Below are 24058 nucleotides of genomic sequence, written 5' to 3'. Positions count from 1 at the left end.
ATAAATTTCCCACTAGATTATTTATTTATTATTTTTTTCCTTCAGTAATTTAAAATCAACTTCACGTCTTTCTATATCTACCTTATCAACTTTTATTCTAACCGTGTCACCTATTCTATAGATTTTCTTAGTTCTCTCACCTATGAAAGCTAGATTGTCTTCATCATATACATAATAATCATCGTCCATTTCGGCAACTCTTATTAGACCTTCCACAGTATTTTCTAATTCAATAAACATACCAAATGATACTACACTACTTATGATACCTTCAAACTCTTGACCAATAAATTGTAACATATATTCTGCTTTCTTTAAATCATCCGTTTCTCTTTCCGCTTCAACTGCAACTTTTTCCCTTTCTGAAGATATATCTGATACTTCTTGAACTATGGATTTTAATGCTTTAATTCTCTTAGAATCTAACTTTCCATGTAAGAATTCCTTAATGATTCTGTGTATCATTAAATCTGGATATCTTCTTATAGGAGATGTGAAGTGACAATAGTTTGTTGCCGCTAAACCAAAGTGTCCACTATTGGTATGAGCATATCTAGCCTTTTTAAGGGATCTTAACATGAGAGTATTTATAATTCTCTCTTCCTTCTTTCCATCTATCTTACCAAGTAAGTCCTGTAGAGAACGAGGATGGATTTCATTAGTAATCCCCTTTAGGTGATATCCAAAGTTATGAATAAATTTATTAAAGCTTTCAATCTTTTCTAAATCTGGCTCCTCATGGATTCTATAGACAAATGGAGTTTCTGTCCAATAGAAGTTCTCAGCCACAGTTTCATTACATACTAGCATGAATTCTTCTATGATTCTATTTGCTGTTCTTCTTTCTGCCTTTCTAATTTCCACAGGCTTACCCGCTTCATCAAGTATTATTTTAGACTCATCAAAATCAAAATCTATACTTCCTCTAACATCACGTCTATGTCTAAGTATCTTGGCTAATTGTTCCATATTTTTAAAATCATCTAATAGATAATCATATTTTTTCATAAGTTCTGCATCTTCATGCTCTAATATATCTGATACGTCTGTGTAAGTCATTCTTTCACAAGTTTTAATTACACTTTCATATACTTCATGATTTACTACTTTACCATCCTTGTTTATTTCCATATTAACAGATAGAGTTAATCTATTAACCTTTGGATTTAAACTACAAATACCATTAGATAATCTCTTAGGAAGCATAGGTATAACCCTATCTACTAAGTACACACTAGTACCTCTTTTTAGAGCTTCCTTATTCATTTTGGTATGTTCTGTTACATAATGGGTAACATCTGCTATATGAACTCCAAGTAAGTAGTTACCATTATCTAATTTCTTTACGCATACGGCATCATCTAAATCCTTTGCATCTGCTCCATCTATAGTTATTATCTTTTCATTTCTTAGGTCACGTCTTCCCTTAATATGCTCTTCACTTACTTCTTGAGGAACTTTATCTGCTTCCTCTAATACGTTCTTAGGGAATTCTTGTGGTAATTTAAACTGCCTTATAACAGATACTATATCTGTTCCCACATCATCCTTATGACCTAATATCTCCGTTACTCTTCCTTCTGGATTTCTTCTTTCTCCAGGCCATCTAGTAATTTCTATAACTACCTTATCTCCATCTTTAGCACCGTTAGTAAGTCCCTTTGGAATATAGATATCCTTTCTAATCCTTTTATCATCTGGAACTACAAAACCAAAGTTTTTACTACTTTCAAATATACCTACTATTTCCGTGTTAGCCCTTTCTAATATTTCTAAAACTTCCGCTTCTTCTCTCTTACCTTCCTTTTTCTTCTTAATAGGTCTACACAGTACTAGGTCATTATTCATGGCCCCATTCATGTCATCAGCAGATATGAATGCGTCATCCCTATTTTCTAATACTAAGAATCCGAATCCACGATTTCCCATTTGAATTTTTCCGACTAATAGATTTTTCTTCTCTGGAATCGTATATTTATTCTTTTTAACTTTGATTATTTGACCCTTTGCCTTCATTTCATCAAGCATAGTAAAAAAGTGTCCAACGTCTTCATTTCCTATATTAAATATTTCTACTAATTCGTGTTCCGACTTTGCTGAATAATCATCTTCTCTCATTTTTTCTATAATATCTGATTTAGTAATCAATTTATTCACTCCATTTCCTGCAACTATCTAATAATAGTATATGTATTTTATTTTTTCCAGTTAATCTTCTTTTTAGGTATCATCTACGAAATCTTAATAAGGTAAATTATGCAAAGAACATTAATTATTAAAATAAAAGGAATTCCTATACTAAATTTTTTCTTTCTCGTTTTGTGATGAAAAATTTTCATTCCCAAAAAGATACCATATACCCCTCCAATTAGACTATATATAAATAATGTTTTTTCTTGTATCCTCCATTTATTTTTCTTTGCCTTATGTTTATCTATACCCATTATTAAAAATGCCAAAATATTTATGGACAATAAATATAAAATTATGACATTTTTCATATTAAATTCCATCTTAATCACCTTCTATATTGTAAAGAAACATAATTTATTGTTCCTATTTTTTCAGAATAACATTAGTATTATATCACACTTCTTTTAAAGAATATTATATTATGTACATCTTTTTGGAAATTATACCTTATATTGCTAATCAATGTTTCCCAGGAAATGAATATATGCATTAAAAAAGAGAGTGTATAAAATACACTCTCTTAATAGTTTAATTAAAACGTAATTAATCCACCAAACTTCATGAATAATGGTGCGAATACTAATGATACGATAGTCATAAGCTTGATTAAGATGTTGATAGATGGTCCTGATGTATCTTTGAATGGATCTCCAACAGTATCTCCAACTACAGCAGCCTTGTGAGCGTCGCTTCCTTTTCCACCGTGGTGTCCTTCTTCAATGTACTTCTTAGCGTTATCCCAAGCTCCACCAGCGTTTGCCATCATGATAGCAAGTAATACTCCTGATGCTAGAGCTCCAGCTAATAATCCACCTAATGCTTCAGGTCCTAATATAATACCTGTAACAATTGGTGCAAGTACTGCCATAACTCCTGGAACCATCATTTCTTTTAAAGCAGATCCAGTACTGATGTCTACGCATCTAGCGTAATCTGGAGTAGCTTTACCTTCCATAACTCCTGGGATTTCTCTAAATTGTCTTCTTACCTCTTCGATCATTTCGAATGCAGCCTTACCAACTGATTCCATAGTCATAGCAGAGAATAAGAATGGTAACATACCACCAATTAATAATCCAACAACAACTGTTGGTTGTAATATATCGATCATTTCTAAGTTAACAGCTTGTGAGTAAGATGCAAATAATGCAAGTGCAGTTAAAGCAGCAGATCCGATAGCGAATCCTTTACCCATAGCAGCTGTAGTGTTTCCTACTGCATCTAGCTTGTCAGTAATTTCTCTTACTTCACCTGGTAGTTCTGACATTTCTGCAATACCACCAGCGTTATCAGCGATAGGTCCATAAGCATCAACTGCAACCGTAATACCAGCTGTTGATAACATACCTACTGCTGCTAATGCAATACCGTATAATCCAAAGAATTTAAATGCTACTAAAATACCAACTGAGATAACTAATACTGGCCATGCAGTTGAGTACATACCTACTGCTAAACCACTAATAATAGTTGTAGCTGATCCTGTTTCAGATTGCGAAGCAATCTTCTTAACTGATGCATAATCTCCAGAAGTGTAAACCTCTGTAATCTTACCAATTATAATACCAGCAATTAATCCTGCAACTACTGCTGCAAATGCTCTTAAGTCTCCGATTAAAGAGTTACTTAAGAAGAATGTTCCAGCCACTACAAGAGCACCACTTACGTAAGTTCCTCTTTCTAATGCATGAGCTGGGTTAGTGTTTCCGTCTCCACCTTTAACAAAAGTAGTACCTATAATAGATGCTATAATTCCTAATGCTGCTAATGCTAATGGGAAAACTGCTCCTTCTGGTCCTACTGCAACTAAACCTAATGTGATTGCAGATATGATAGAACCTACATATGACTCAAATAAGTCAGCTCCCATACCAGCCACGTCTCCAACGTTGTCTCCAACGTTATCAGCGATAACTGCAGGGTTTCTTGGATCATCTTCAGGGATTCCTGCTTCTACCTTACCAACTAAGTCAGCTCCAACGTCTGCAGCCTTAGTGTAGATACCTCCACCAACACGTGCAAATAATGCGATAGAAGAAGCTCCTAGTCCAAATCCAGTGATTACTTCAGGATCTCCAATTGTATAATATAAAGCTCCTATTCCTAGTAATCCTAAACCAACAACAGACATACCCATTACAGCACCACCACTGAATGCTACAGATAATGCCTTGTTCATACCACTTTCTCTTGCTGCATTTGCAGTTCTTACGTTTGCTTTAGTAGCAACCTTCATTCCTGCAAATCCTGCTAAAGCAGAGAATGTTGCTCCTATTAAGAAACATACTGCAGTTAACATATTGATTCCAAATGCTAACACTACAGCTAAAACTCCAGCGAAGATTACTAATGTTTTGTACTCTCTTGTTAAGAAAGCCATAGAACCTTCCTGTATGTATGTAGAGATTTCTTTCATTCTGTCTGTCCCTACATCAACGCTATTAATTCTTGACGTTAACATAAACGCAAAAATTAAAGCCACTACACCAACTAATGGTGCAATAACAACCATATTCATTTGTTATTTACCTCCCTCAATATACGTCAATTGTTTGATCTACTTTTGCAAGTAAACTAATACTATAGATGTAATTATAAAAGCACAAGCACCGATAGAAGTAATTTTACTTAAAGTATCTTCTAGTCCTCGTCCTCTTTTCTTTCCCATTAATTGCTCAGCTCCACCAGTTATAGAACCTGATAAACCTGCGCTTTTTCCAGATTGTAATAAGATACTAGCTATAAGCACTAAACTTGCCAATACCTGGATAACCATAAAGAAAGTCTTCATTAGTATTACACCCCCTCGCATCATCAACATACCTATTTTAACACAGGAACTTAGTAAAATCAACATTATTCTATGTTTATAGAACCCTTTGTTTTTCTGCATTTGTTCCTATTTTTAGGAATTTATAGATATTTTTCCATTAACGTACCATCTAATTTTATTTTGTAAAAAAATAAAAGGGTAACTTCCATTACCCTTTTATTATTACTAAAATCTGTAAAAGTTATACTAATTATCTTAAGTTAAAGAATGCATCTCTTCCAGCGTACTTAGAAGTAGCATCTAATAAGTCTTCAATTCTTAATAATTGGTTGTACTTAGCAACTCTATCAGTTCTTGATGGAGCACCAGTCTTGATTTGTCCTGCATTTACTGCAACAGCAAAATCAGCTATAGTTGAGTCTTCACTTTCTCCAGATCTGTGAGATACTACAGCAGTATATCCAGCTCTGTTAGCCATTTGTATAGCATCTAAAGTCTCTGTAATTGAACCGATTTGGTTTAACTTGATTAAGATAGAGTTAGCAGTTCTTGCTTCAATACCTCTAGATAATCTTTCAGTGTTAGTAACGAATAAGTCATCTCCAACGATTTGGATCTTCTTTCCTAACTTATCAGTCATTAACTTCCATCCATCCCAATCTTCTTCATCTAATCCATCTTCAATAGATATGATAGGGAATCTTTCTACTAAGTCAGCATAGAATTCAACCATTTCTTCAGAAGTTCTAACTACACCTTCTCCTTTTAACTCATATACACCCTTTTCTTTGTTGTATAATTCAGTAGCAGCTACGTCAAGTGCAAGCATTATGTCTTTTCCTGGCTCATATCCAGCTTTTTTAATAGCTTCAATGATTACCTCTAATGCTGCTGCATTTGAAGTTAAGTTTGGAGCGAATCCACCTTCGTCACCTACAGCAGTGTTAAGTCCCTTAGACTTAAGTACAGTCTTTAAGTTATGGAATACTTCAGCACCCATTCTTAATGCTTCTTTAAATGTTTCAGCTCCCACTGGCATAACCATGAATTCTTGGATATCAACGTTGTTATCAGCATGCTCTCCACCATTTAAGATGTTCATCATTGGAGTTGGTAAAGTCTTAGCGTTTACTCCTCCTAAGTATTGGAATAAAGGCATTTCTAAAGATCTAGCTGCAGCCTTAGCTACTGCCATAGAAACTCCTAGGATTGCGTTAGCTCCTAATTTACCTTTGTTCTTAGTTCCATCTAATTCGATCATAGTCATGTCGATTCCGATTTGATCTAAAGCATCCATTCCTACGATTTCTTCAGCGATAATTTCGTTTACGTTATCTACTGCCTTTTCTACACCTTTACCTAAAAATCTACCCTTGTCTCCGTCTCTTAATTCAACAGCTTCGAAAGCTCCTGTTGAAGCTCCAGATGGAACGATAGCAGATCCCATAGTTCCGTCTTCTAAGTATACTTCTACCTCTACTGTTGGGTTACCTCTTGAATCTAATACTTCTCTTCCGTATATTTCTACTATAGTAGTTGACATATTATAAGTCTCCTTTCGGTAATAAAGTTAATATTAATATTTTACTAAAGCTACAAAATCATCAGTCTTTAAGCTTGCTCCTCCTACTAATGCACCATCAATGTCTGATTGAGACATGATTTCAGATACATTTGCAGGCTTCACGCTTCCACCATACTGAATTCTTACTTTGTCTGCTTTTTCTTGTCCATATAATTTAACTAATGTGTTTCTAATTTCAGCAATAACTTCGTTAGCTTGTTCTGGAGTTGCAGTTTTACCTGTTCCAATAGCCCAAATAGGCTCATAAGCTAATACTACCTTTTCAATGTCATCAGCAGATACATTTTCAAGACCTGCGATTACTTGTGCATTAACTACATCATTAGTTTTTCCTTCTTCTCTATCTTCTAGAGTTTCTCCAATACACATGATTGGTAAAATTCCATGAGATAAAGCAGATAATACTTTTTTGTTTACAGTTTCATCTGTTTCATTAAAGTATTGTCTTCTTTCAGAGTGTCCAAGTACGCAGTACTCAACTCCTAAGTCTTTTAACATTATTGGAGATATTTCACCAGTAAATGCACCCTTTTCTTCCCAGTGCATATTTTGTGCAGCCACATTAATATTAGTTCCCTTTGTAGCTTCCTTTAATGCTGGTAATAAAAGAGCTGGTGCACAAATTACCACATCTACTGTAGAATCCTTAACTTGGTCTTTAATACCATTTACAAAATCTACTGCTTCACCAATAGTCTTGTGCATTTTCCAGTTTCCAGCTATTATTGGTTTTCTCATCATTTTCCCCTCCTGCAAACTTATGTAGTCTTACTTATCTTCAAGTGCTGCAATTCCTGGAAGTTCTTTTCCTTCTAAGAATTCTAAAGATGCTCCACCACCAGTTGATATATGTGTCATCTTATCAGCATATCCTAATTGTTCAACTGCAGCAGCACTATCTCCACCACCTATAATAGTAGTTCCCGCGCATTCTGCAACAGCCTTTGCCACATCTTTAGTTCCTACTGCAAATGCAGGCATTTCAAATACTCCCATTGGTCCGTTCCATACAACAGTCTTAGCATTCTTAATTGCATCTGAGAATAAAGCTACTGACTCAGGTCCAACATCTAATCCCATCATATCTGTTGGCATATTGTCATCTGCAACTGTCTTATGCTCAGCATCAGCTTTGAATTCTTTAGCCACAACTACGTCTACAGGTAGTAACATCTTTACTCCCTTTTCTTCAGCCTTAGCCATTAATTCTTTAGCTAAATCTATTTTATCAGCTTCAAGTAATGAAGTTCCTACTTCATATCCTTTAGCCTTTAAGAAAGTAAATGCCATTCCTCCACCGATGATTAATGCATCTACCTTTTCAATTAAGTTTTGGATTACTCCTATTTTATCACTTACCTTAGCTCCACCTAAGATAGAAACGAAAGGTCTTTGTGGAGTAGATAGTGCATCTCCCATAATCTTTACTTCTTTTTCTATTAGGTATCCTGCTACAGCTGGTAAATAGTCAGCTACTCCTGCTGTAGAAGAGTGAGCTCTATGTGCAGTTCCGAATGCATCATTTACAAACACGTCAGCTAGAGATGCTAATTCTTTAGCATACTCAGGGTCATTCTTAGTGTCCTTTCTGAAACGAACATTTTCAAGTAATACAACGTCGCCCTCTTTCATTTCAGAAGTTGCTTTCTTAGCACTTTCTCCAACTACCACATCATCAGAAGCAAAAGTTACTTCTTGACCTAATAATTCAGCTAATCTCATAGCCACTGGCTCAAGACTGAATTCCTTTTTAGGTTCTCCCTTTGGTCTACCTAAGTGAGACATTAAAATAACCTTAGCCTTATTTTCAACTAAGTATTTAATAGTTGGTAATGCACCTTTAATTCTAATATCATCAGTGATATTCTTGTTTTCGTCCATAGGTACATTAAAATCACATCTTACTAAAACTTTTTTACCATTAACTTGGATATCTTCTATAGTTTTTTTTAGCAATTCGTTCACCTCTATGTAATATATTTGAAGCTATAGATTTAGCATTAAAACTAGCTCTACACACTTAATTGTATACTATATTTTGGATGTAAATCAACAACTTTCGTGACTAATTATGGTAAATAGCATATTCTAAATTTCTTTTTGCCATCTGTAATCAGTCACCAATTCCATATATTTTTCTAAAATCAATTTGTATAAAAGTAGTTTACAATTAATAAATCTATATTATATAGAGTCCAATTCAACCTAGGAATTGGACTCCTTATATTTCTTAAAGACCTCTTTCGATTAGGTAGCTGATTAAGTCTACTACTCTTGTAGAGTATCCCCACTCATTGTCATACCAAGATACGATTTTAGCAAGTTTTCCTTCCATAACCATAGTTGATAATCCATCTACGATTGAAGATCTTGAATCTTTTCTATAGTCAATAGATACTAAAGGCTCTTCGCTGAATCCTAAGATTCCCTTTAATGGACCTTCAGCAGCTGCCTTTAACTTAGCGTTAATTTCTTCAGCAGTAGTTTCTTTTTCTAATTCAACTACTAAATCTACAACAGAAACTGTAGGAGTTGGAACTCTCATAGCCATTCCGTTTAATTTACCCTTTAATTGAGGTAATACTAATGCAACTGCTGCAGCAGCTCCAGTAGTTGTTGGGATAATAGACTCAGCAGCAGCTCTTGCTCTTCTTAAGTCAGCATGCGGTGCATCTAATGTATTTTGATCATTAGTATAAGCATGAACTGTAGTCATTAATCCAGTTTTGATTCCAAAGTTTTCATCTATTATTTTAGCAAATGGTGCTAAGCAGTTAGTAGTACAAGATGCATTTGAGATAACGTGATCTGTCTCAGGATTGTAGTCTCCTTCGTTAACTCCTAATACTACAGTAACATCTTCGTTCTTAGCAGGTGCAGAAATGATTACTTTCTTAGCTCCAGCTTTAATGTGCTTTTCAGCTTTAGCTTTTTCTCTGAAGAATCCAGTAGATTCAACTACGATGTCTATTCCTAGTTCTCCCCAAGGTAAGTTTTCAGGATCTCTTTCAGCGAAGATCTTAATTTCTTTACCATCTACTACGATAGCTCCTTCTTTAACTTCTACACTTGAATCAAACTTTCCAAAACAACTGTCATACTTTAATAAGTGAGCTAATGTCTTAGCATCAGTTAAATCGTTTATAGCAACTACCTCAAATTTCTTGTCTGCTCTCTCCATAGCAATTTTAAATGCATTTCTTCCAATTCTTCCAAAACCGTTAATAGCAACTTTTACAGTCATGTTAATCCTCCTTAAATTTTCTAAAACTTAAATTTTTTTAAAAATTTCTTTTGCCAATCCCTCGTCTATGACCAAGACCAGGTTTTTATTTAATTTGCTAATTGCAATAATTGCCTCTGCCTTTTGATTTCCACATGCAGCTCCTATTGGATGTTCTAATTCCTTATAATGGTTTAAACTTACACCAATAGTATTTACCTCTTCTACTATTTCTCCATTTTTATCAAAATAGTATCCAAAGGCCTCTGCTACTGCACCTTTTTTGATAATATTTTCTATCTTATCCTCTTCTGTTCCCCTATTATTGGCCATTTCGTCGGCTCTACCTATACCAAATATTAGGGTTTGGATTTTCTTTATGTACTCTACTACTTCTTTAGTATGTGGATCTTTAATCAACTTATCTATTAGTTCCTTTGATATATTATCAGATACATGTAGTAATCTATAACTTGCTTTTAATTTTTCTGCCAAGGTGGCTGCTATGGTGTTAGATTGCTTTTCAACACTTCTACCAAGGCCTCCACGACCAGGAACTACTACCACATTGTTATTTTTACTATTATCAGAGCCTACACCTTCGGCAACCATTTGCATGGTTTTTCCTCCAGTAATACCTATTATCATATCTTTAGCCAATATGCTTTTAAAATAACTAGCAGTTGCCTTTCCAACTTCTTTTATAACAGATTCGTCTTCGTCATAGGAATCCATTACAATTAAAACTTTCTTTATATTTAATCTATCCCTTAGAAGTTCCTCAAGGTCATGTAGCTTTCTACTGTTATATACGAAATTTTTTAACACTCCTAGACTATTTTCCCCAAATTCGGTAGTATTCATTCCACTAGGATGTATTTCTATAAAACCTTGTTCCTTTAGCATATTTACTTCTGACCTGACTATCCTTTCTCCAATTTCTAAAATTTGAGAAAGACTTCTTCTTCCAATAGGTTGATTTTTTTCAATTTGCCTTAAAATTTCATATCTTCTAGTAAAGACCTCATTCACTTCTGGTACTAATTTTTTTCCTATATGAATGATTTCTTCCATGTATTCATTGCTATTTTCATAGTTTAGCAATTTAACTCCTCATTTCTGACGATTTATACTGGGACAATTTGAGTCCATATAGTCATTTACTGTCCCGCCTGTAAATAGATTATCATAAATAAATTAAAATGGCAACACGAAAATTTTAATTTCAAGGTGCTCCTATTACAGTTTTAAATTGGCCTATTTACAGACCCTTGTGAATTCGTAAAGGAAAAGCTTTTCACGTTTTTTAGCCAATCTATAAATTAGTTTTAGTAAATTAAAATATATTATTCTTCATACTTTTCTTACCCATTTTTTTCATAATCTTATCTTCTATCTGTAGATTATGGTATAATAACTGAAAAATTATACCTGTTTCAAAAAACTAAAAAAGGTACAATAAAGAAATATTTCTTTATTGTACCTTTTTTATTAAAATCGCTTTCTCTTTGATGATGATTGTATATTCATCTCATCCCTATATTTAGCAACAGTCCTTCTAGATATATTTATTCCCTTTTTCTTTAATACATCTGATATGGCCTGGTCGCTAAGGGGCTTCTTCTGATTTTCATTGTCTATTAAGTCTTTTATTATAGTCTTTATACTTTGTGATGAGACACCTTCACCCATCTGATTAGACACTCCACTTGAGAAGAAGAATTTTATTTCAAAAACTCCCCTTGGAGTTTGCATGTACTTTCCATTTACAGCTCTACTCACAGTAGATTCATGAACTCCAACTTCATTAGCTATTTGCTTTAGTGTAAGTGGCTTTAGATACTTTCTTCCGTAATCAAAGAACTCCTTTTGGTATTCTATTATGGCATTTACCACATTGAATATGGTCTGTCTTCTTTGTTCTATACTTTTTATTAACCACATGGCCGAATTTAATTTTTCATTTAAGAACTTAGACGTATTTGAACTCTTTTCCTCGTTTAATAATATCCTCTTATAGTACGGACTTACAGATAATCTTGGTGCTGTAGAGTCGTTAACAAGTACCACATATTCATCATCGATCTTTTCTACTGTAACATCAGGTGTTATATATTTTATATCCTTCTTAGATGCAAACAATCGTCCTGGTTTAGGCTCTAGAGTCTTTATGAAATCTGATATTTGTTGTATTTTTTTTATATCTATATTTAAATTTTTTCCTATATTAGCAAGTTTGTTATCAGCAATATCATTTAAATGGTCTTCTATAACCTTCTTTATATTATCATCCTCAATACCCATTTGCTGTACTTGTATTAAAAGACATTCCTTTAAACTTCTAGCCCCAACTCCTACAGAGTCAAAGGTTTGTATTAAACATAAAATATTTTCTATTATTTCTTCATCCTTTAAAATGCTTTTACTAATTTCTTCTATGGTTGTATTTAAATATCCATTATTATTTAAAGATTCTATCAAATATCTTCCTATTTCCATTTCATCTTCATTTAGCATAGAAAATTGTAATTGAAATAACAAGTGATCTGTTAAAGATGTCTCAGAGGAAACAAATTGTTCAAAAGAAACTTCCTCATCTTTAGATTTATTATAAGTGCTTTTGTAACTTATATCATCATATTCTTTAAAGTATTCTTTCCAATCTATATCATTCTTTTCTTGCTTTTCTTCCTTTTGCTTTCCTAATTCAGCAACTTTTTCTTGTACGTTCCCTTGCAGATTAGGCACATCTATAACAGGATTAGTCATTATTTCTTCATTAATAAACTGATTTAATTCTTGATAATTGAATTGAAGGATTTGTATAGATTGCTTCAACTCCGGTGTCATAACTAGCTTTTGAATTTGTGCCACATTCAAACTAATACCTAAATGCACCTTAAATCACCGTCCTCTTCTGTCCCTTCATTTCTTTAATAAGCTTTTTTGCCTACACTATAATTATAGCATTAAACCAGTCCTAATTAAAGGTCGTTAGACAAAAGGACAAAAAAAAGATAGGTTTAAAAACCTATCTTTATTTTGTCTTTATCTTTCATCCTTTTCATATGCTGCACCACTAGCAGCTGGCGCAGATGTCTTTCCGCCAAACCCGATTAATACAAATATGGTTACTACATATGGGATCATTGATAACAGGTGAGTTGAAATTCCCGCTCCTGCTTCTGTTCCACCTAAATAAATTTGTATTGCAGTAGTTGCACCAAATAGTAAACATGCTACTAATGCTCCTTGTGGTTTCCACTTACCAAATATCATAGCTGCCAGGGCGATGAAACCTTGACCTGATATTAATGTTGGTCTAAAGTTGGCAACAATGGCCATACTTAATGATGCTCCACCAAAACCTGCTAATATACCAGATAAGATAACTGAAAAGTATCTAATCTTGTATACGTTAATACCCAATGTATCAGCTGCCTTTGGATGCTCACCTACAGCTCTTATTCTAAGACCTAGCTTAGTTCTATATAGTACATACCAAGATAGAGCTACTAAGAAAAATGCAAAGTATACAGTTGAAAATTGGTCAAATACAGATGCAAGGATTGGACTATCCTTTAATAAACCATGAAGTGGTCTTGATATTTTAGACTCAAGTGGTAATGCTGGAGTAGTTGTAGATGCAAATATTCTACGAGCTAAGAATATTCCTACACCCCCACCTAAGAAGTTAATTGCAATACCTGATATAACTTGGTCTGCCTTAAAGGTTACAGATGCCACAGCGTGAAGTAATCCGAATAAGCCACCTGCAATACCAGCTATTATGAATCCTAATAGGGGTACCCACCAAACATTACCAAATGCTTCTTGTAATAAAAATCCTGATGCAGTTCCTGCAAAGGCTCCTATAGTCATCATACCTTCTATCCCAATATTTACAACACCACTGTTTTCTGAAAATACACCTGCTAAGGCTCCATATATAAGTGGTGTGCAATACATAAGGGTAGTTCCAAGTATAATTGCTAAATCTCTTAATTCCATAATTACTTAACCTCCTTTTGGAGTTTTTTCTTCTTAAAGTATTTCTTTGTATATTCGAATATTCTATAAGTTGCTATGAAGAATACTATAGAACCTATAACAATATTTATAACTTCCGTTGGTATTCCTAGCTGTTGCATTCTCATACCACCAAATGTTATACCTCCGAATAAAAACGCAGATAATACTACTCCTAAAGGACTGTTATTTCCTATTAAGGCTACTGCAATTCCATTAAATCCATAACCTTCTGTAGCTGCCAATACGGATACGTGATATCCTTCACCCATAATGTTTAAGGCTCCAGCTGCTCCACCTAAAGCACCAGCAATTGCCATTGCTAGGATCATGTTTTTATTAACATTGATACCACCATATTTAGCAGCATCCTTGTTATATCCAACTGCACGCAATTCGTAACCAATAGTAGTTTTAAATAATATGTAAGAAACTATTATTGCTATAATAATAGCTATTAAAGTTCCCCAGTGTATTCTAGCAGGTCCTACCACATGTCTAAAACCTGTTATAGTAATTCTAGCCGATTCTAATATATCATATGTAGATTCAGTTCCTGGCTTTTTTACGCCCTCCATGGTTATTATGTAGTTTGAAGTATATAGGGCTATCCAGTTTAACATGATGGTTGCAATAACTTCATGAACTCCAAATCTTGCCTTTAAGTATCCAGCAATAGCTCCCCATAGGGCTGCAGCTATTGTGGCTCCTAAGAAAACGATTGGTATATGAATAATTGCAGGTAAATCTAGAAAGTAACCTAATAGGGAAGCTACTAGGGCACCTATAATAAATTGACCTTCAACTCCAATGTTAAATAGTCCTGTTCTAAAGGCAAATGCCACAGATAAACCAGTTAGTATAAGGGGCGTTGAGCGAATAATAGTTCTAGCCATATACTTAGGTTTTGAGAAAATTCCCTTTAGCATAGTACTATAAGCTTCTACAGGATTATATCCTGATATGGTAATTATGACAGCTCCAACTAAAAGACCCATTAGGATGGCTAACATAGTGTACATAAACGTATCACTTTTTACTGCACTTAAAAACTTTTTTTCCTTATTCTTCAACTTTGCCACCTCCTGCCATCATAAGTCCTAATTCATTTTCATTAGTTTCTTTAGCGTTTACTACATCAACTATTTTTCCTTCATAGATAACGGCAATTCTGTCTGATACACTCATAATTTCATCTAACTCAAAGGATACTAAAAGTACTGCCTTGTCCTTATCTCTTTGTTCCACTAGTGATTTATGAACAAACTCTATAGCACCAACATCTAACCCTCTTGTAGGCTGAGTAGCAATTAACAAGTCCGGATCATTAGTTACTTCTCTAGCAATAATAACCTTTTGTTGATTACCACCAGATAGTGCTCTAGCTTTATTTTTCTCATTTCTAGGTCTTACGTCAAATTTCTCCATCAATTCTTTAGCAAAGGAATTAACTTCCTCTTCCATTATCCTAACTCCCTTTGAGAAAGGTTCTTTTCTATAGTTTTCTAAAACCATATTTTCTTCAACGGTAAAATCTAATACAAGTCCATGTTTTTGTCTATCTTCAGGAATATTTGATATACCTGACTCGAATACTTCCCTAGGTGTTTTGTTAGTAACATCATTTCCGTTTATTAATACTTTTCCAGATTTTGATGGTCTAAGACCTGTAATTGCCTCAATTAATTCACTCTGACCATTACCATCTACTCCAGCAATACCTAGTATTTCTCCAGCTCTTACTGAAAGATTTAATCCATCAACTACACTTATACCTCTATGGTCTTGTACCACAAGATTCTCTACTTTTAGCACTTCACCTTTAGCTTTTCTTTCTTCCTTTTCAACTTCAAAGCTTACTTCTCTACCTACCATCATTGATGCTAGATCATCTTCAGTAGACTCCTCCACATTAACTGTTCCGATTCTTTTACCACGTCTTATGATAGTACAAAAATCTGAAGTCTCTTTAATTTCCTTAAGCTTGTGAGTAATTAGTATAATTGATTTACCCTCATTAGTTAAGTTTCTTATTATTTGAATGAATTCCTTAATCTCTTGAGGTGTTAGTACGGCTGTTGGTTCATCAAATATTAGTATTTCAGCACCTCTATATAGTGCCTTTAATATTTCCACCCTTTGTTGCATACCTACTGATATATCTTCAATTTTTGCATTAGGATCCACATGTAGTCCATATTTTTCAGATATTGCCGTAACATCCTTAGTAGCCTTATCCATATTTATCTTGTTGGCAAAGCCAGTAGGCTCCATCCCTAATACAATATTCTCTGCAACTGTAAAAGGCTTTACTAGCATAAAGTGTTGGTGGACCATTCCTATTCCATTTTCTATAGCTATATTCGGGTTTTTTATATCTACGTATTTTCCATTTATGTGGATTTCTCCACTGGTAGGAGTGTATAATCCATAAAGGATATTCATTAAAGTAGATTTTCCTGCACCGTTTTCTCCTAATAGTGCATGTACTTCTCCTTTATGAACTGTCAGGTCTATATGATCATTTGCTACGAAGTCACCAAACTTTTTCACAATTTGTTTCATCTCTACTACTACTTCGTTAAATTGTTTACTGCCACTCACTTTTATACCTCCTTCTTTATTCATATTTTTTACTCTATTCTCATAATTTTACATGTATTTAAAAGGAACATTAAACCCAGAACTATAGTTCTGGGTTTAATTATTTATCTTTTTTAACGTAAGTTTTTATGCAACTTTGCTAATTACTTCATTGCCTCAAATTCTTCCTTATTAGCAGGAACTTTAATTTCTCCAGCAATGATTTGCTCTTTTAATTTAGCAACTTCATCTAATATTTCCTTTGGAACTAACTTGTCAGATGATGGAGCAATGTCAACTCCGCCTTCAGCTAATCCGTAAGTGATATTAGTACCACCTTTGAAGTTTCCTTCTTTTAAGTCTTTAGCAACATTGTATATTGCATTGTCAACTCTCTTAACTGCAGAAGTGATTACGTTTTCCGGAGCATCAGGATTTTGGTCCTTATCAACACCGATTGCATACTTACCTTTTTCCTTAGCTACTTCGATCATACCGTTTCCAGTATCTCCAGCTGCATGGAAGATAATATCTGCATCTTTAGCATACATAGATTCAGCTATACTTCTACCAATTGCAGGCTTATCAAATGCTCCTGCATATTGAGATAATATTTCAGCATCTGGGTTAGCATGCTTAACTCCAGCTTTAAATCCATAATCAAATCTGTGAATAACAGCGAAATCCATACCACCTATGAATCCAACCTTGTTAGTCTTAGTCATTTTTCCAGCTATGTATCCAACTAGGAATGATGCTTCTTGCTCTTTAAAAGTAATTCCTAATAGGTTTTCAGATGGATTTTCATAGTAGTTGTCTATTATAGCGAATTTTTGTTCTGGGTAATCTTTAGCAGCTTGCTCAACTTGAGATCCCATTAAGAATCCAATACCCCATACTAAATCATTTCCAGCATCTGTTAAAAGTTCTAAGTTAGAAGAGTAATCAGCTTCTTGCTTAGATTCTTGATATCCAGGTTTAACTCCTAATTCATTTTCTGCTTTTTGTAAACCTTCCCAAGCAGATTGGTTAAATGACTTGTCGTTTACTCCACCAACGTCAGTAACCATTGCTATCTTTAATGCTTCTTCCTTAGCTGGCTCTTCAGTTTGTGGTTCTTCTGGTTTAGCACCACAACCTGCTAATAGGCCAACTAATAATAATCCTACTAATAGTAAAGATGTTATCTTTCTTAACATAGTTTACTTCCTCCTCACTTTCTCTTTCAGTTTTGGCATAACATAAAAAAAATATTCATTTTTTGTGAAATACCAAAAAAAAATAAATTTAGTGTATTTTGTACATTATTATTATAACACTTTATTTTGGAAATAGTAAGTATATTTACCGTTTTATTGCAAAGTGGCACTATTTCAAATTTTCTAAAAAGAATAAAAAAATACAATTTAAAAAGACTTAGGTCCCCATAAGGACCTAAGTCTTTCATTTATATTAGCATGGAGATCCGCTACCTGCTATAAATCCAGCTTTAGCTAAAGCTTCAGTTGCTTCAACCATTTTTCCTTCATTTACAAGTACGATTGGACCTGTACAACCCATTCCACTTTCAGCATATATTCCTGCTTTCCATAGGGCTTGCACTGCATCCTCTAAATCCATAATATCTATACCAGAGATAGATCCTGTTACTACTTCCTTTTCAGGCATTGCCACTTCTTCATCAGATGATTCCTTTTTAGTTTCTTTTGTAAATCCAGCTAAAATTTCATCTAATTTAGCAGCACGTGCAGCTTTTACTTCTCTCTTAGATACTTCCGCTAAGTTACCCTGAGCTAACTTTGCAGCATACTTGATTGCATTAGCAACTACTGGAGATCCTGAAGCTCTTGATAAAATAAGGATAGCTCTTTCATAGTCAATACCTATTCCTGGTCCATATCCATATCCCATAGCTTCATAGCTTCCACCTGTAGTGTAAGAAGAGAATACTTTCATCATGATATTACCCGTTAAGGTATCAGTTACCATAACATCAGCAGTACCTGCAAGTAAGTCATTTCCTCTCATTACAGCTCCGCCATCACTTCTCATTGATTCAGCAAAGTTGACTTTGTAACCGTTTGTATCTAATTCTCTTAAAGCTCTTTCAACTTGTCTTGCACCATCTAAGTTAAGTATACCTACAGTAGGATTTGGATTTCCCATTGCCTTTGCAGTTATAATTCCATATAGTGCATTTTTAACCATTGCTTCTGTTCTATGAGCTGAAGCAGTTCCTGTAGTTGTAGCTAAGAACATTTCTTTCCCTCTAGCTGGAGTTATAACTCTACCTACAGTAGATACTCCTATAGGGAAATTGTAATGCATAGTTACACAAGAAGCAATGTACTTAGAATCAAGTAATTCTTCCATTTTCTTATGCATTTCATCTTCTGAGTTAACTTCTACAATTTCAAGTTCTGTATCAACCTTTGGTCCTATTAAAACTATTTCAAAGTCTGAAGAATCCTTAGCTGCAAGTTCAGCACCCTTAACTAGGTTCTCTACTCCATGCTCACTTCCAAGTGTAGTTAAACCAACCTTAACTTTTGTACCAAAGTGACCACTTTGAATAGCTTCAGATATATCTAAAAAGGTCTTACCAATAAGTTTTTTGATTTCCATGTTTTCCATTGTCATCACTCCTATTCTCCTAAAAGATGTGATGCGAAATCTTTCATAGACTCAGCTATCATGCTTCTGATTGCATCTTCTGATACTCCTGGCTTATTATCTTCAACAACACCACTATTTCTTTCTATAACTATAGATACTCCATCAAATAAGTTAGTCATTCTTCCTAAGAATAAACTTCCCTTACCAACGATCATAGCTCTATTAACATTACCATTTGATAAATCATCCATAGCAAATCCTAAGTATGGAACTCCTGATGGAATATGTCCTTGAGTTGGAGCCCAGCCTGGCATACCATGACCTTTAACAAAGTTAAGTAATTCTTTTCTTTCTAATTCTTTTCTCTTAACACCTAAAGCTCCTATCATCTTGTAGTTAGCTTCTGGTACATCTCCAGCTCCAGCAGGCTTAGTGATGTCTGGGTTTTGCATTTCTACTGAGTACTTATCTACGTCAGTAATCTTAAGTCCACCCTTGTCAAGAGGAGCAGTAATAAGTGCAGTAATAACTGCTTGTGGTGAAGATCCAGTTCCAACTGTATGCTTACCAACTAAGTCAGTTCTAAGTATTGGATTTACTCCATCATTTTTACTGATTAATACAGCAAAAGCTCCTAATACGTCTTCTAGGATTGGCATTTCCTTCTTAACGTGGTCTTTACCATTCATTCCTAATTTTGCAGTAGCTCCACCAGCTACGATAGCAACGTTATCATATACTCCAGACTTAACTAAAGCAGCAGCTTCGATTAATGCATGAGTAGGTGCAGCACAGAATCCTCTAGTATCAGAACCTGTTGCATTTTCAGCTCCACACATTTCTGCGATAGCCTTAGCAAAGTTTCCTCCACCTCTTTGGTTCATGTCTCCGCAAGCTTCTTCTGAACACTCAATAACATAATCAATATCAGATACGTTAATGTTGTTTTTGTCTACTAAGTGTTTGAATGCTAATACTCCTGAAGCCTTAACTACTAAGTTTTCAAATATAATGTGAGAAGTTAAGTTAACATCCACATCATGAGCTCTCTTTACGCATCCAACTAATTTTCCATCATGATATAAAGCTTCTGAATGTTGTTCATTTACAAGCTTTTCTATTTCTTCAAACTCTTCTCCTTCTTTAAGCTTTGCAACTTCGTCTTTGAAAAGAGGATGTGCTTCTATTTTAGCTTTAACTTGTGCAGTAAATTCTTTGCTTAACTTTACTAAGTCAAAGGCATCACTAAACTTCATTAAAGCGATGAATTCGTCTTGAGGCATTATTTCCCCGAACTTACCATAACGATCCTTAGATTTTGCATCTTTGTCAAACCATGGCATTGCCATTTCTCCTAATTCTGCTGGAGTCATGTTTCCTATGTAAACTTGGTTTGGAGCATAGTTTAATACTTCTTCATATGGTCTTATATGCTCTGGTGCCTTTTTTAAATATTCTGAATCTGGATTAGTTATTTTTTCAGTAGTTTGAGTAGTTCCATTATGCATTATCATATCTGGTGTATGCACTAGTGCATATCCAGCTCCCTTAATTACTGGAAAGCTCATAATTTCCACCTCCGGTTTTTTTATAAGCTGCCTCTCTTTGCAGCTCGCAGTTATAGACTTTTTTTTAAAATAAAAGGGTGATACTAGACCACCCTTTTAGTCTCCATCTGCCAGCTGCAAAGCAGCTGACATATATTAATCTTCAAATACAGTTTGATCTGTTACTTCAACAGTTAATGCATGTAAAGATTTTTCAACAATCTCTCTTCTTAGCTTCTTCTCATCTGCAGCATCTAATGCTGGGTTTCCTAATGGATGAGGGATAGCTATTGCTGGAACTATTCTGTTAGCTCCAACTGTTAATGAAATAGGTACTACTGTACAGATATGAACTACTGGAATACCAGTTCTTTCAATCTCTTTAACCATCGTTGCACCGCAACGAGTACAAGTACCTCACGTAGAAGTTAAGATAACAGCATCTACGCCATCTGCTACTAATTCTTTTGCAAATTCAGCAGCAAATTGTTTAGAGTTACCAACTGAAGTACCATTTCCAGTTGTAGTATAGAAGTATCTGTGTAATTCACCGATAGCTCCTTCTTTTTCTAAGTCACGTAATACGTCTACTGGTAATACTCTATCAGAATCTTCGTTTGCATATACTGGATCATATCCACCATGTGCAGTTTCGTAAGTTTCTTCAGTTAAATCCATAACTCCATCAATATCGTATTTACCATACTTAGATGCACTTGAAGATTCTATACGATCTGGGTTACCCTTAGGTACTGTACCACCAGATGTTACTAAAGCAATCTTTGCTTTAGATAAATCTACAATTGCCTTTCCTGGCTCTACATTATCAAAAGTAGGCATTGGGTATTCAGTTTCGAATTCCTCACCCTTTAACTTTTTAACAAGCATGTTTACTGCTCTTGTAGCTCCTCTTTCTTCTCTAAAGATGTTCTTTCTTACACCTCTTTTAATGTATCCTTCAGCTTCAGGAGATCCAATTTCTTCTCCTCTACCTAATTTAAGTGCAAGTGATGCTAAAGCAGGTGCTGCTTTTCTCATTGCGGCAGCAGAGTTTCCAGTCTCTAATATGTATAAGTCTTTCTTGTACATGTCTGAACCTGGGTTTTCTGGGTACATAGCTGTTACTACAGGAATGTTTAATTCTTCTTGTACAGCTTTACAAATAGTACCACACGCAACACCATATCTTCCTGCATTGAATGCTGGTCCTGCTACAAATAGGTCAGGGTTTGCATCCTTCACCATTTTTATAACTTCGGCCTTAGCCTCTTCTACATTTTCGTTGAAATATGAGTCACCACAAATGATTGTAGCAACGATCTCAGCTTCTTCTTTCATTAAATTGTTGATAGCCATTCCTGGCCCAACAAAACCTTCTCTAACTTCTGGTTTGTAATCAGCCTTTTCTTCTCCACCTATACCTGCGAAGAATTGGTTTATATAATGAACAACTCTAAGCTTGCTCATATTTCCCCCCCTCTCTAATTTTTATTGGGAAATTAATTGTAATTTAGAGATTTTGCTCTCACGTAGATAATCTCCATGAGACATTTATTTTAAATTTCACGTTTAATTTACTTCTAATCAATTGTAATGTTTTGAATCTCAACGAGATTCGTTCAATGAATTTGTTTTATAATCAAAATTTAGAGTTAATAATTTTTATTAAAAAATTATTTAAAAATTAAATGCTTATACTAAATATGGCTTTTTAGTACTTGCAGAATTGGTCTCTGATAGAAGACATTTCAGATGCGATTTCATCCACATCTAGAACCATTTCCATCATACCAACTTGGTCTTCGTATACGTCAGCGTCAAATTGAGATTTAACATCTTCTTCAACTACGTGGTATACTTTTAATCCTAATGCAACTCCTGCAAGACAACCAGCAAATGTTGGGTCTCCAGCAGTTACAGTTTCAGCAGCTAATCCAGCTGATTCAGCTTCTGCAGCTCCTAAAAGTACTAACATGTTTTCTGCGCCATATTGATCAGTCATTGACTTAACTCTATTTTGATTTTCTAAATCCATTGCTCCTGCAGCCGTTCAGACAAAACACTCTGTAGATGAGAATACCACTTCTGCATTTGTAGTCTTAACGCATTCTTCCATAGCAGGTCCTGGTATACCATCTCTGTCACCAATGATGATGACTTTTTTACCATCAAATAAACTCATTGTTACCATCCTCTCTACTAATTCTTAATATTCTGTTGCAGATAATCTGTTAAATCCTAATTCGTTAGTAGCACCTGTAATTACTTGGATTTCAGCAGTAATGCTTCCATCTTCGCTTAAACTTCCATCAAATCCACCAGCAATTTTATCAGTGTAATCTAACATACCAATAATCTTCTTCATAGGTGGTAAAGTGATTACTTCGTTAGCATTTCCACCTGTAACAACTGCGTCAGCCTTTGCATCAGCATCTGCTAATGATTGAGATGCACCATCTCTACCAGCATATTCGTCAGTAACGATTACAGTTTTAACGCCTTCGTTTTCAATCTTCTTGCAGTTCATTATTAAGTCAGTATCTGGGTTACCAAAACCTTCTTGAGATACGATAACTCCATCTAATCCTAAGTACTTGCATAACTTAGCAGTCCAGTTAGATGATCTTTCCTTATCTGCTAGGTATACGTTTTCGTTAGTAGCAATGATTCCAACAAAATTGAACTCTTTACCATGCTTAGCATATAAATCTTTGATGATTGGGTTGTTTAAGTGATGATATGTAGTGTTCTTATCGCAAGCAGATACACAGTTACCACTTAAGATTGCTCCATCCATAATCTCTGTTGGATATAACATAGTTGGAACAATTTTCTTAGCATCTACTCCATATACATATGTATCATGAAGAAGACCTTGAGTTTGAAGCATGTATACATAACCAACCTTTGGAAGATCTGGATATTCATTTACTGCTTCTAATAAAGGCTTAGTTTCATAAACATCAACCTCATCTGGTGTTACATCCTTACCAGTTTGTCCTACGAAAGTAGCTATTTTAAGTCCTGCCATTCTTGCAGCATGCTCATACTCATGTTGCTTTAAACCATCAACTGGCTCAATTACTAAACATAAGTTGTTTAACTTTGAGAATGGTGTATACTCAGCACCTGGGCCAGACATGTCGATAATCCCTTCCTGAAAACCAACAATCTTACCGCAAGTAACAATAGCAGCTCCTTCTAAAACATGTGTGCGACCTGAACCTACAGTGTCTACCTTGCTGATTACTCCTGGGAATATTCCCCCATTTCCTTCAACTTTTACTCTAGGTTCTATAACATCTTTAACCGGAGTTATTCTTGTCTCCTCACCTGGTTTTGCAATATCAACCTCTACTGATTTAATATGCTCGTCTTCTAAAACCAAGTTAACGATTTCGTCTTTGTTTACGAATAAAACTCCATTTTCTACCTTTGTAGCTTCTCCGAATTGTATATCAGAGATCTTAATTTTACCTAATTCTAATCGCACAAAGCTCACCTCCCTT

The 24058-nt window shown here is 34.7% G+C and carries 19 protein-coding genes; all 19 read right to left on the bottom strand.

Annotation, left to right across the window (positions count from 1 at the left end; translation table 11 throughout):
• Positions 1–21: 21 nt before the first annotated feature.
• Positions 22–2157, bottom strand: a complete 2136-nt coding sequence (gene rnr / locus CCE28_RS04540; protein WP_095131389.1) for a ribonuclease R — start codon at positions 2155–2157, stop codon at positions 22–24.
• Between the two features lie 74 nt (positions 2158–2231).
• Positions 2232–2501: a DUF1294 domain-containing protein gene (locus CCE28_RS22905; protein ID WP_095131475.1), complete on the bottom strand. Its 270-nt coding sequence runs from the start codon at positions 2499–2501 to the stop codon at positions 2232–2234.
• 224 nt (positions 2502–2725) lie between these two features.
• Positions 2726–4711, bottom strand: a complete 1986-nt coding sequence (locus tag CCE28_RS04530; protein ID WP_095131387.1) for a sodium-translocating pyrophosphatase — start codon at positions 4709–4711, stop codon at positions 2726–2728.
• A gap of 39 nt (positions 4712–4750) precedes the next feature.
• Positions 4751–4984, bottom strand: coding sequence for a preprotein translocase subunit SecG (secG, locus tag CCE28_RS04525; RefSeq protein WP_095131385.1), 234 nt, complete (start codon positions 4982–4984; stop codon positions 4751–4753).
• A gap of 232 nt (positions 4985–5216) precedes the next feature.
• Entirely contained in the window at positions 5217–6509 is a 1293-nt protein-coding gene (gene eno, locus CCE28_RS04520; protein WP_095131383.1) for a phosphopyruvate hydratase, read from the bottom strand.
• Between the two features lie 33 nt (positions 6510–6542).
• Positions 6543–7289, bottom strand: a complete 747-nt coding sequence (gene tpiA, locus CCE28_RS04515) for a triose-phosphate isomerase (protein ID WP_095131381.1) — start codon at positions 7287–7289, stop codon at positions 6543–6545.
• A 30-nt stretch (positions 7290–7319) separates the two neighbouring features.
• On the bottom strand, positions 7320–8516 hold the full coding sequence (locus CCE28_RS04510; RefSeq protein WP_278277522.1) for a phosphoglycerate kinase: 1197 nt from the start codon (positions 8514–8516) through the stop codon (positions 7320–7322).
• Between the two features lie 265 nt (positions 8517–8781).
• On the bottom strand, positions 8782–9795 hold the full coding sequence (gap, locus tag CCE28_RS04505; RefSeq protein ID WP_095131377.1) for a type I glyceraldehyde-3-phosphate dehydrogenase: 1014 nt from the start codon (positions 9793–9795) through the stop codon (positions 8782–8784).
• Positions 9796–9822: 27 nt separating this feature from the next.
• Positions 9823–10878: a sugar-binding transcriptional regulator gene (locus CCE28_RS04500; protein WP_095131375.1), complete on the bottom strand. Its 1056-nt coding sequence runs from the start codon at positions 10876–10878 to the stop codon at positions 9823–9825.
• 387 nt (positions 10879–11265) lie between these two features.
• Positions 11266–12672: an RNA polymerase factor sigma-54 gene (gene rpoN, locus CCE28_RS04495; protein WP_095131373.1), complete on the bottom strand. Its 1407-nt coding sequence runs from the start codon at positions 12670–12672 to the stop codon at positions 11266–11268.
• Between the two features lie 150 nt (positions 12673–12822).
• Complete coding sequence (locus CCE28_RS04490; RefSeq protein ID WP_095131371.1) at positions 12823–13785, bottom strand: ABC transporter permease; 963 nt, start codon at positions 13783–13785, stop codon at positions 12823–12825.
• A 2-nt stretch (positions 13786–13787) separates the two neighbouring features.
• Positions 13788–14876 (bottom strand): ABC transporter permease, encoded by a 1089-nt coding sequence (locus CCE28_RS04485; protein WP_242972896.1) that lies wholly within the window; start codon positions 14874–14876, stop codon positions 13788–13790.
• A complete protein-coding gene (locus CCE28_RS04480) occupies positions 14866–16368 on the bottom strand; it encodes an ABC transporter ATP-binding protein (protein ID WP_242972901.1) in 1503 nt (500 codons plus the stop codon). Before CCE28_RS04480 ends, CCE28_RS04485 begins: the two co-directional genes overlap by 11 nt.
• Positions 16369–16550: 182 nt before the next feature.
• Positions 16551–17585 carry a BMP family lipoprotein gene (locus CCE28_RS04475; RefSeq protein ID WP_095131367.1) on the bottom strand — a complete coding sequence of 345 codons (1035 nt, stop codon included), beginning with the start codon at positions 17583–17585 and terminating at the stop codon, positions 16551–16553.
• Between the two features lie 253 nt (positions 17586–17838).
• On the bottom strand, positions 17839–19011 hold the full coding sequence (gene grdD / locus CCE28_RS04470; protein ID WP_334293508.1) for a glycine/sarcosine/betaine reductase complex component C subunit alpha: 1173 nt from the start codon (positions 19009–19011) through the stop codon (positions 17839–17841).
• Between the two features lie 20 nt (positions 19012–19031).
• Positions 19032–20570 carry a glycine/sarcosine/betaine reductase complex component C subunit beta gene (grdC, locus tag CCE28_RS04465; RefSeq protein ID WP_095131365.1) on the bottom strand — a complete coding sequence of 513 codons (1539 nt, stop codon included), beginning with the start codon at positions 20568–20570 and terminating at the stop codon, positions 19032–19034.
• Between the two features lie 135 nt (positions 20571–20705).
• The gene (gene grdB, locus CCE28_RS04460) at positions 20706–22016 is read right to left on the bottom strand and encodes a glycine reductase complex selenoprotein B (protein ID WP_095131363.1); all 1311 of its coding nucleotides are present in this window, start codon (positions 22014–22016) and stop codon (positions 20706–20708) included.
• A gap of 244 nt (positions 22017–22260) precedes the next feature.
• On the bottom strand, positions 22261–22731 hold the full coding sequence (gene grdA, locus CCE28_RS04455) for a glycine/sarcosine/betaine reductase complex selenoprotein A (protein ID WP_095131361.1): 471 nt from the start codon (positions 22729–22731) through the stop codon (positions 22261–22263).
• A 24-nt stretch (positions 22732–22755) separates the two neighbouring features.
• On the bottom strand, positions 22756–24042 hold the full coding sequence (locus tag CCE28_RS04450) for a glycine/sarcosine/betaine reductase component B subunit (protein ID WP_095131359.1): 1287 nt from the start codon (positions 24040–24042) through the stop codon (positions 22756–22758).
• Positions 24043–24058: the final 16 nt, after the last annotated feature.

Origin of the sequence: Anaeromicrobium sediminis, from assembly GCF_002270055.1 — a bacterium.
Taxonomy (GTDB): Bacteria; Bacillota; Clostridia; order Peptostreptococcales; family Thermotaleaceae; genus Anaeromicrobium; species Anaeromicrobium sediminis.
Note: the sequence above shows the minus strand (reverse complement) of the source record. Positions and strands in the feature narration are given on the sequence as shown.

Excerpts from the sequence above, each read along its gene's own strand:
- CCE28_RS22905 (WP_095131475.1), bottom strand. The coding sequence starts at position 2,501 with ATGAAAAATGTCATAATTTTATATTTATTGTCCATAAATATTTTGGCA.
- CCE28_RS04530 (WP_095131387.1), bottom strand. The coding sequence starts at position 4,711 with ATGAATATGGTTGTTATTGCACCATTAGTTGGTGTAGTGGCTTTAATT.
- secG (WP_095131385.1), bottom strand. The coding sequence starts at position 4,984 with ATGAAGACTTTCTTTATGGTTATCCAGGTATTGGCAAGTTTAGTGCTT.
- eno (WP_095131383.1), bottom strand. The coding sequence starts at position 6,509 with ATGTCAACTACTATAGTAGAAATATACGGAAGAGAAGTATTAGATTCA.
- tpiA (WP_095131381.1), bottom strand. The coding sequence starts at position 7,289 with ATGAGAAAACCAATAATAGCTGGAAACTGGAAAATGCACAAGACTATT.
- gap (WP_095131377.1), bottom strand. The coding sequence starts at position 9,795 with ATGACTGTAAAAGTTGCTATTAACGGTTTTGGAAGAATTGGAAGAAAT.
- CCE28_RS04490 (WP_095131371.1), bottom strand. The coding sequence starts at position 13,785 with ATGGAATTAAGAGATTTAGCAATTATACTTGGAACTACCCTTATGTAT.
- CCE28_RS04480 (WP_242972901.1), bottom strand. The coding sequence starts at position 16,368 with ATGAAACAAATTGTGAAAAAGTTTGGTGACTTCGTAGCAAATGATCAT.
- CCE28_RS04475 (WP_095131367.1), bottom strand. The coding sequence starts at position 17,585 with ATGTTAAGAAAGATAACATCTTTACTATTAGTAGGATTATTATTAGTT.
- grdD (WP_334293508.1), bottom strand. The coding sequence starts at position 19,011 with ATGGAAATCAAAAAACTTATTGGTAAGACCTTTTTAGATATATCTGAA.
- grdC (WP_095131365.1), bottom strand. The coding sequence starts at position 20,570 with ATGAGCTTTCCAGTAATTAAGGGAGCTGGATATGCACTAGTGCATACA.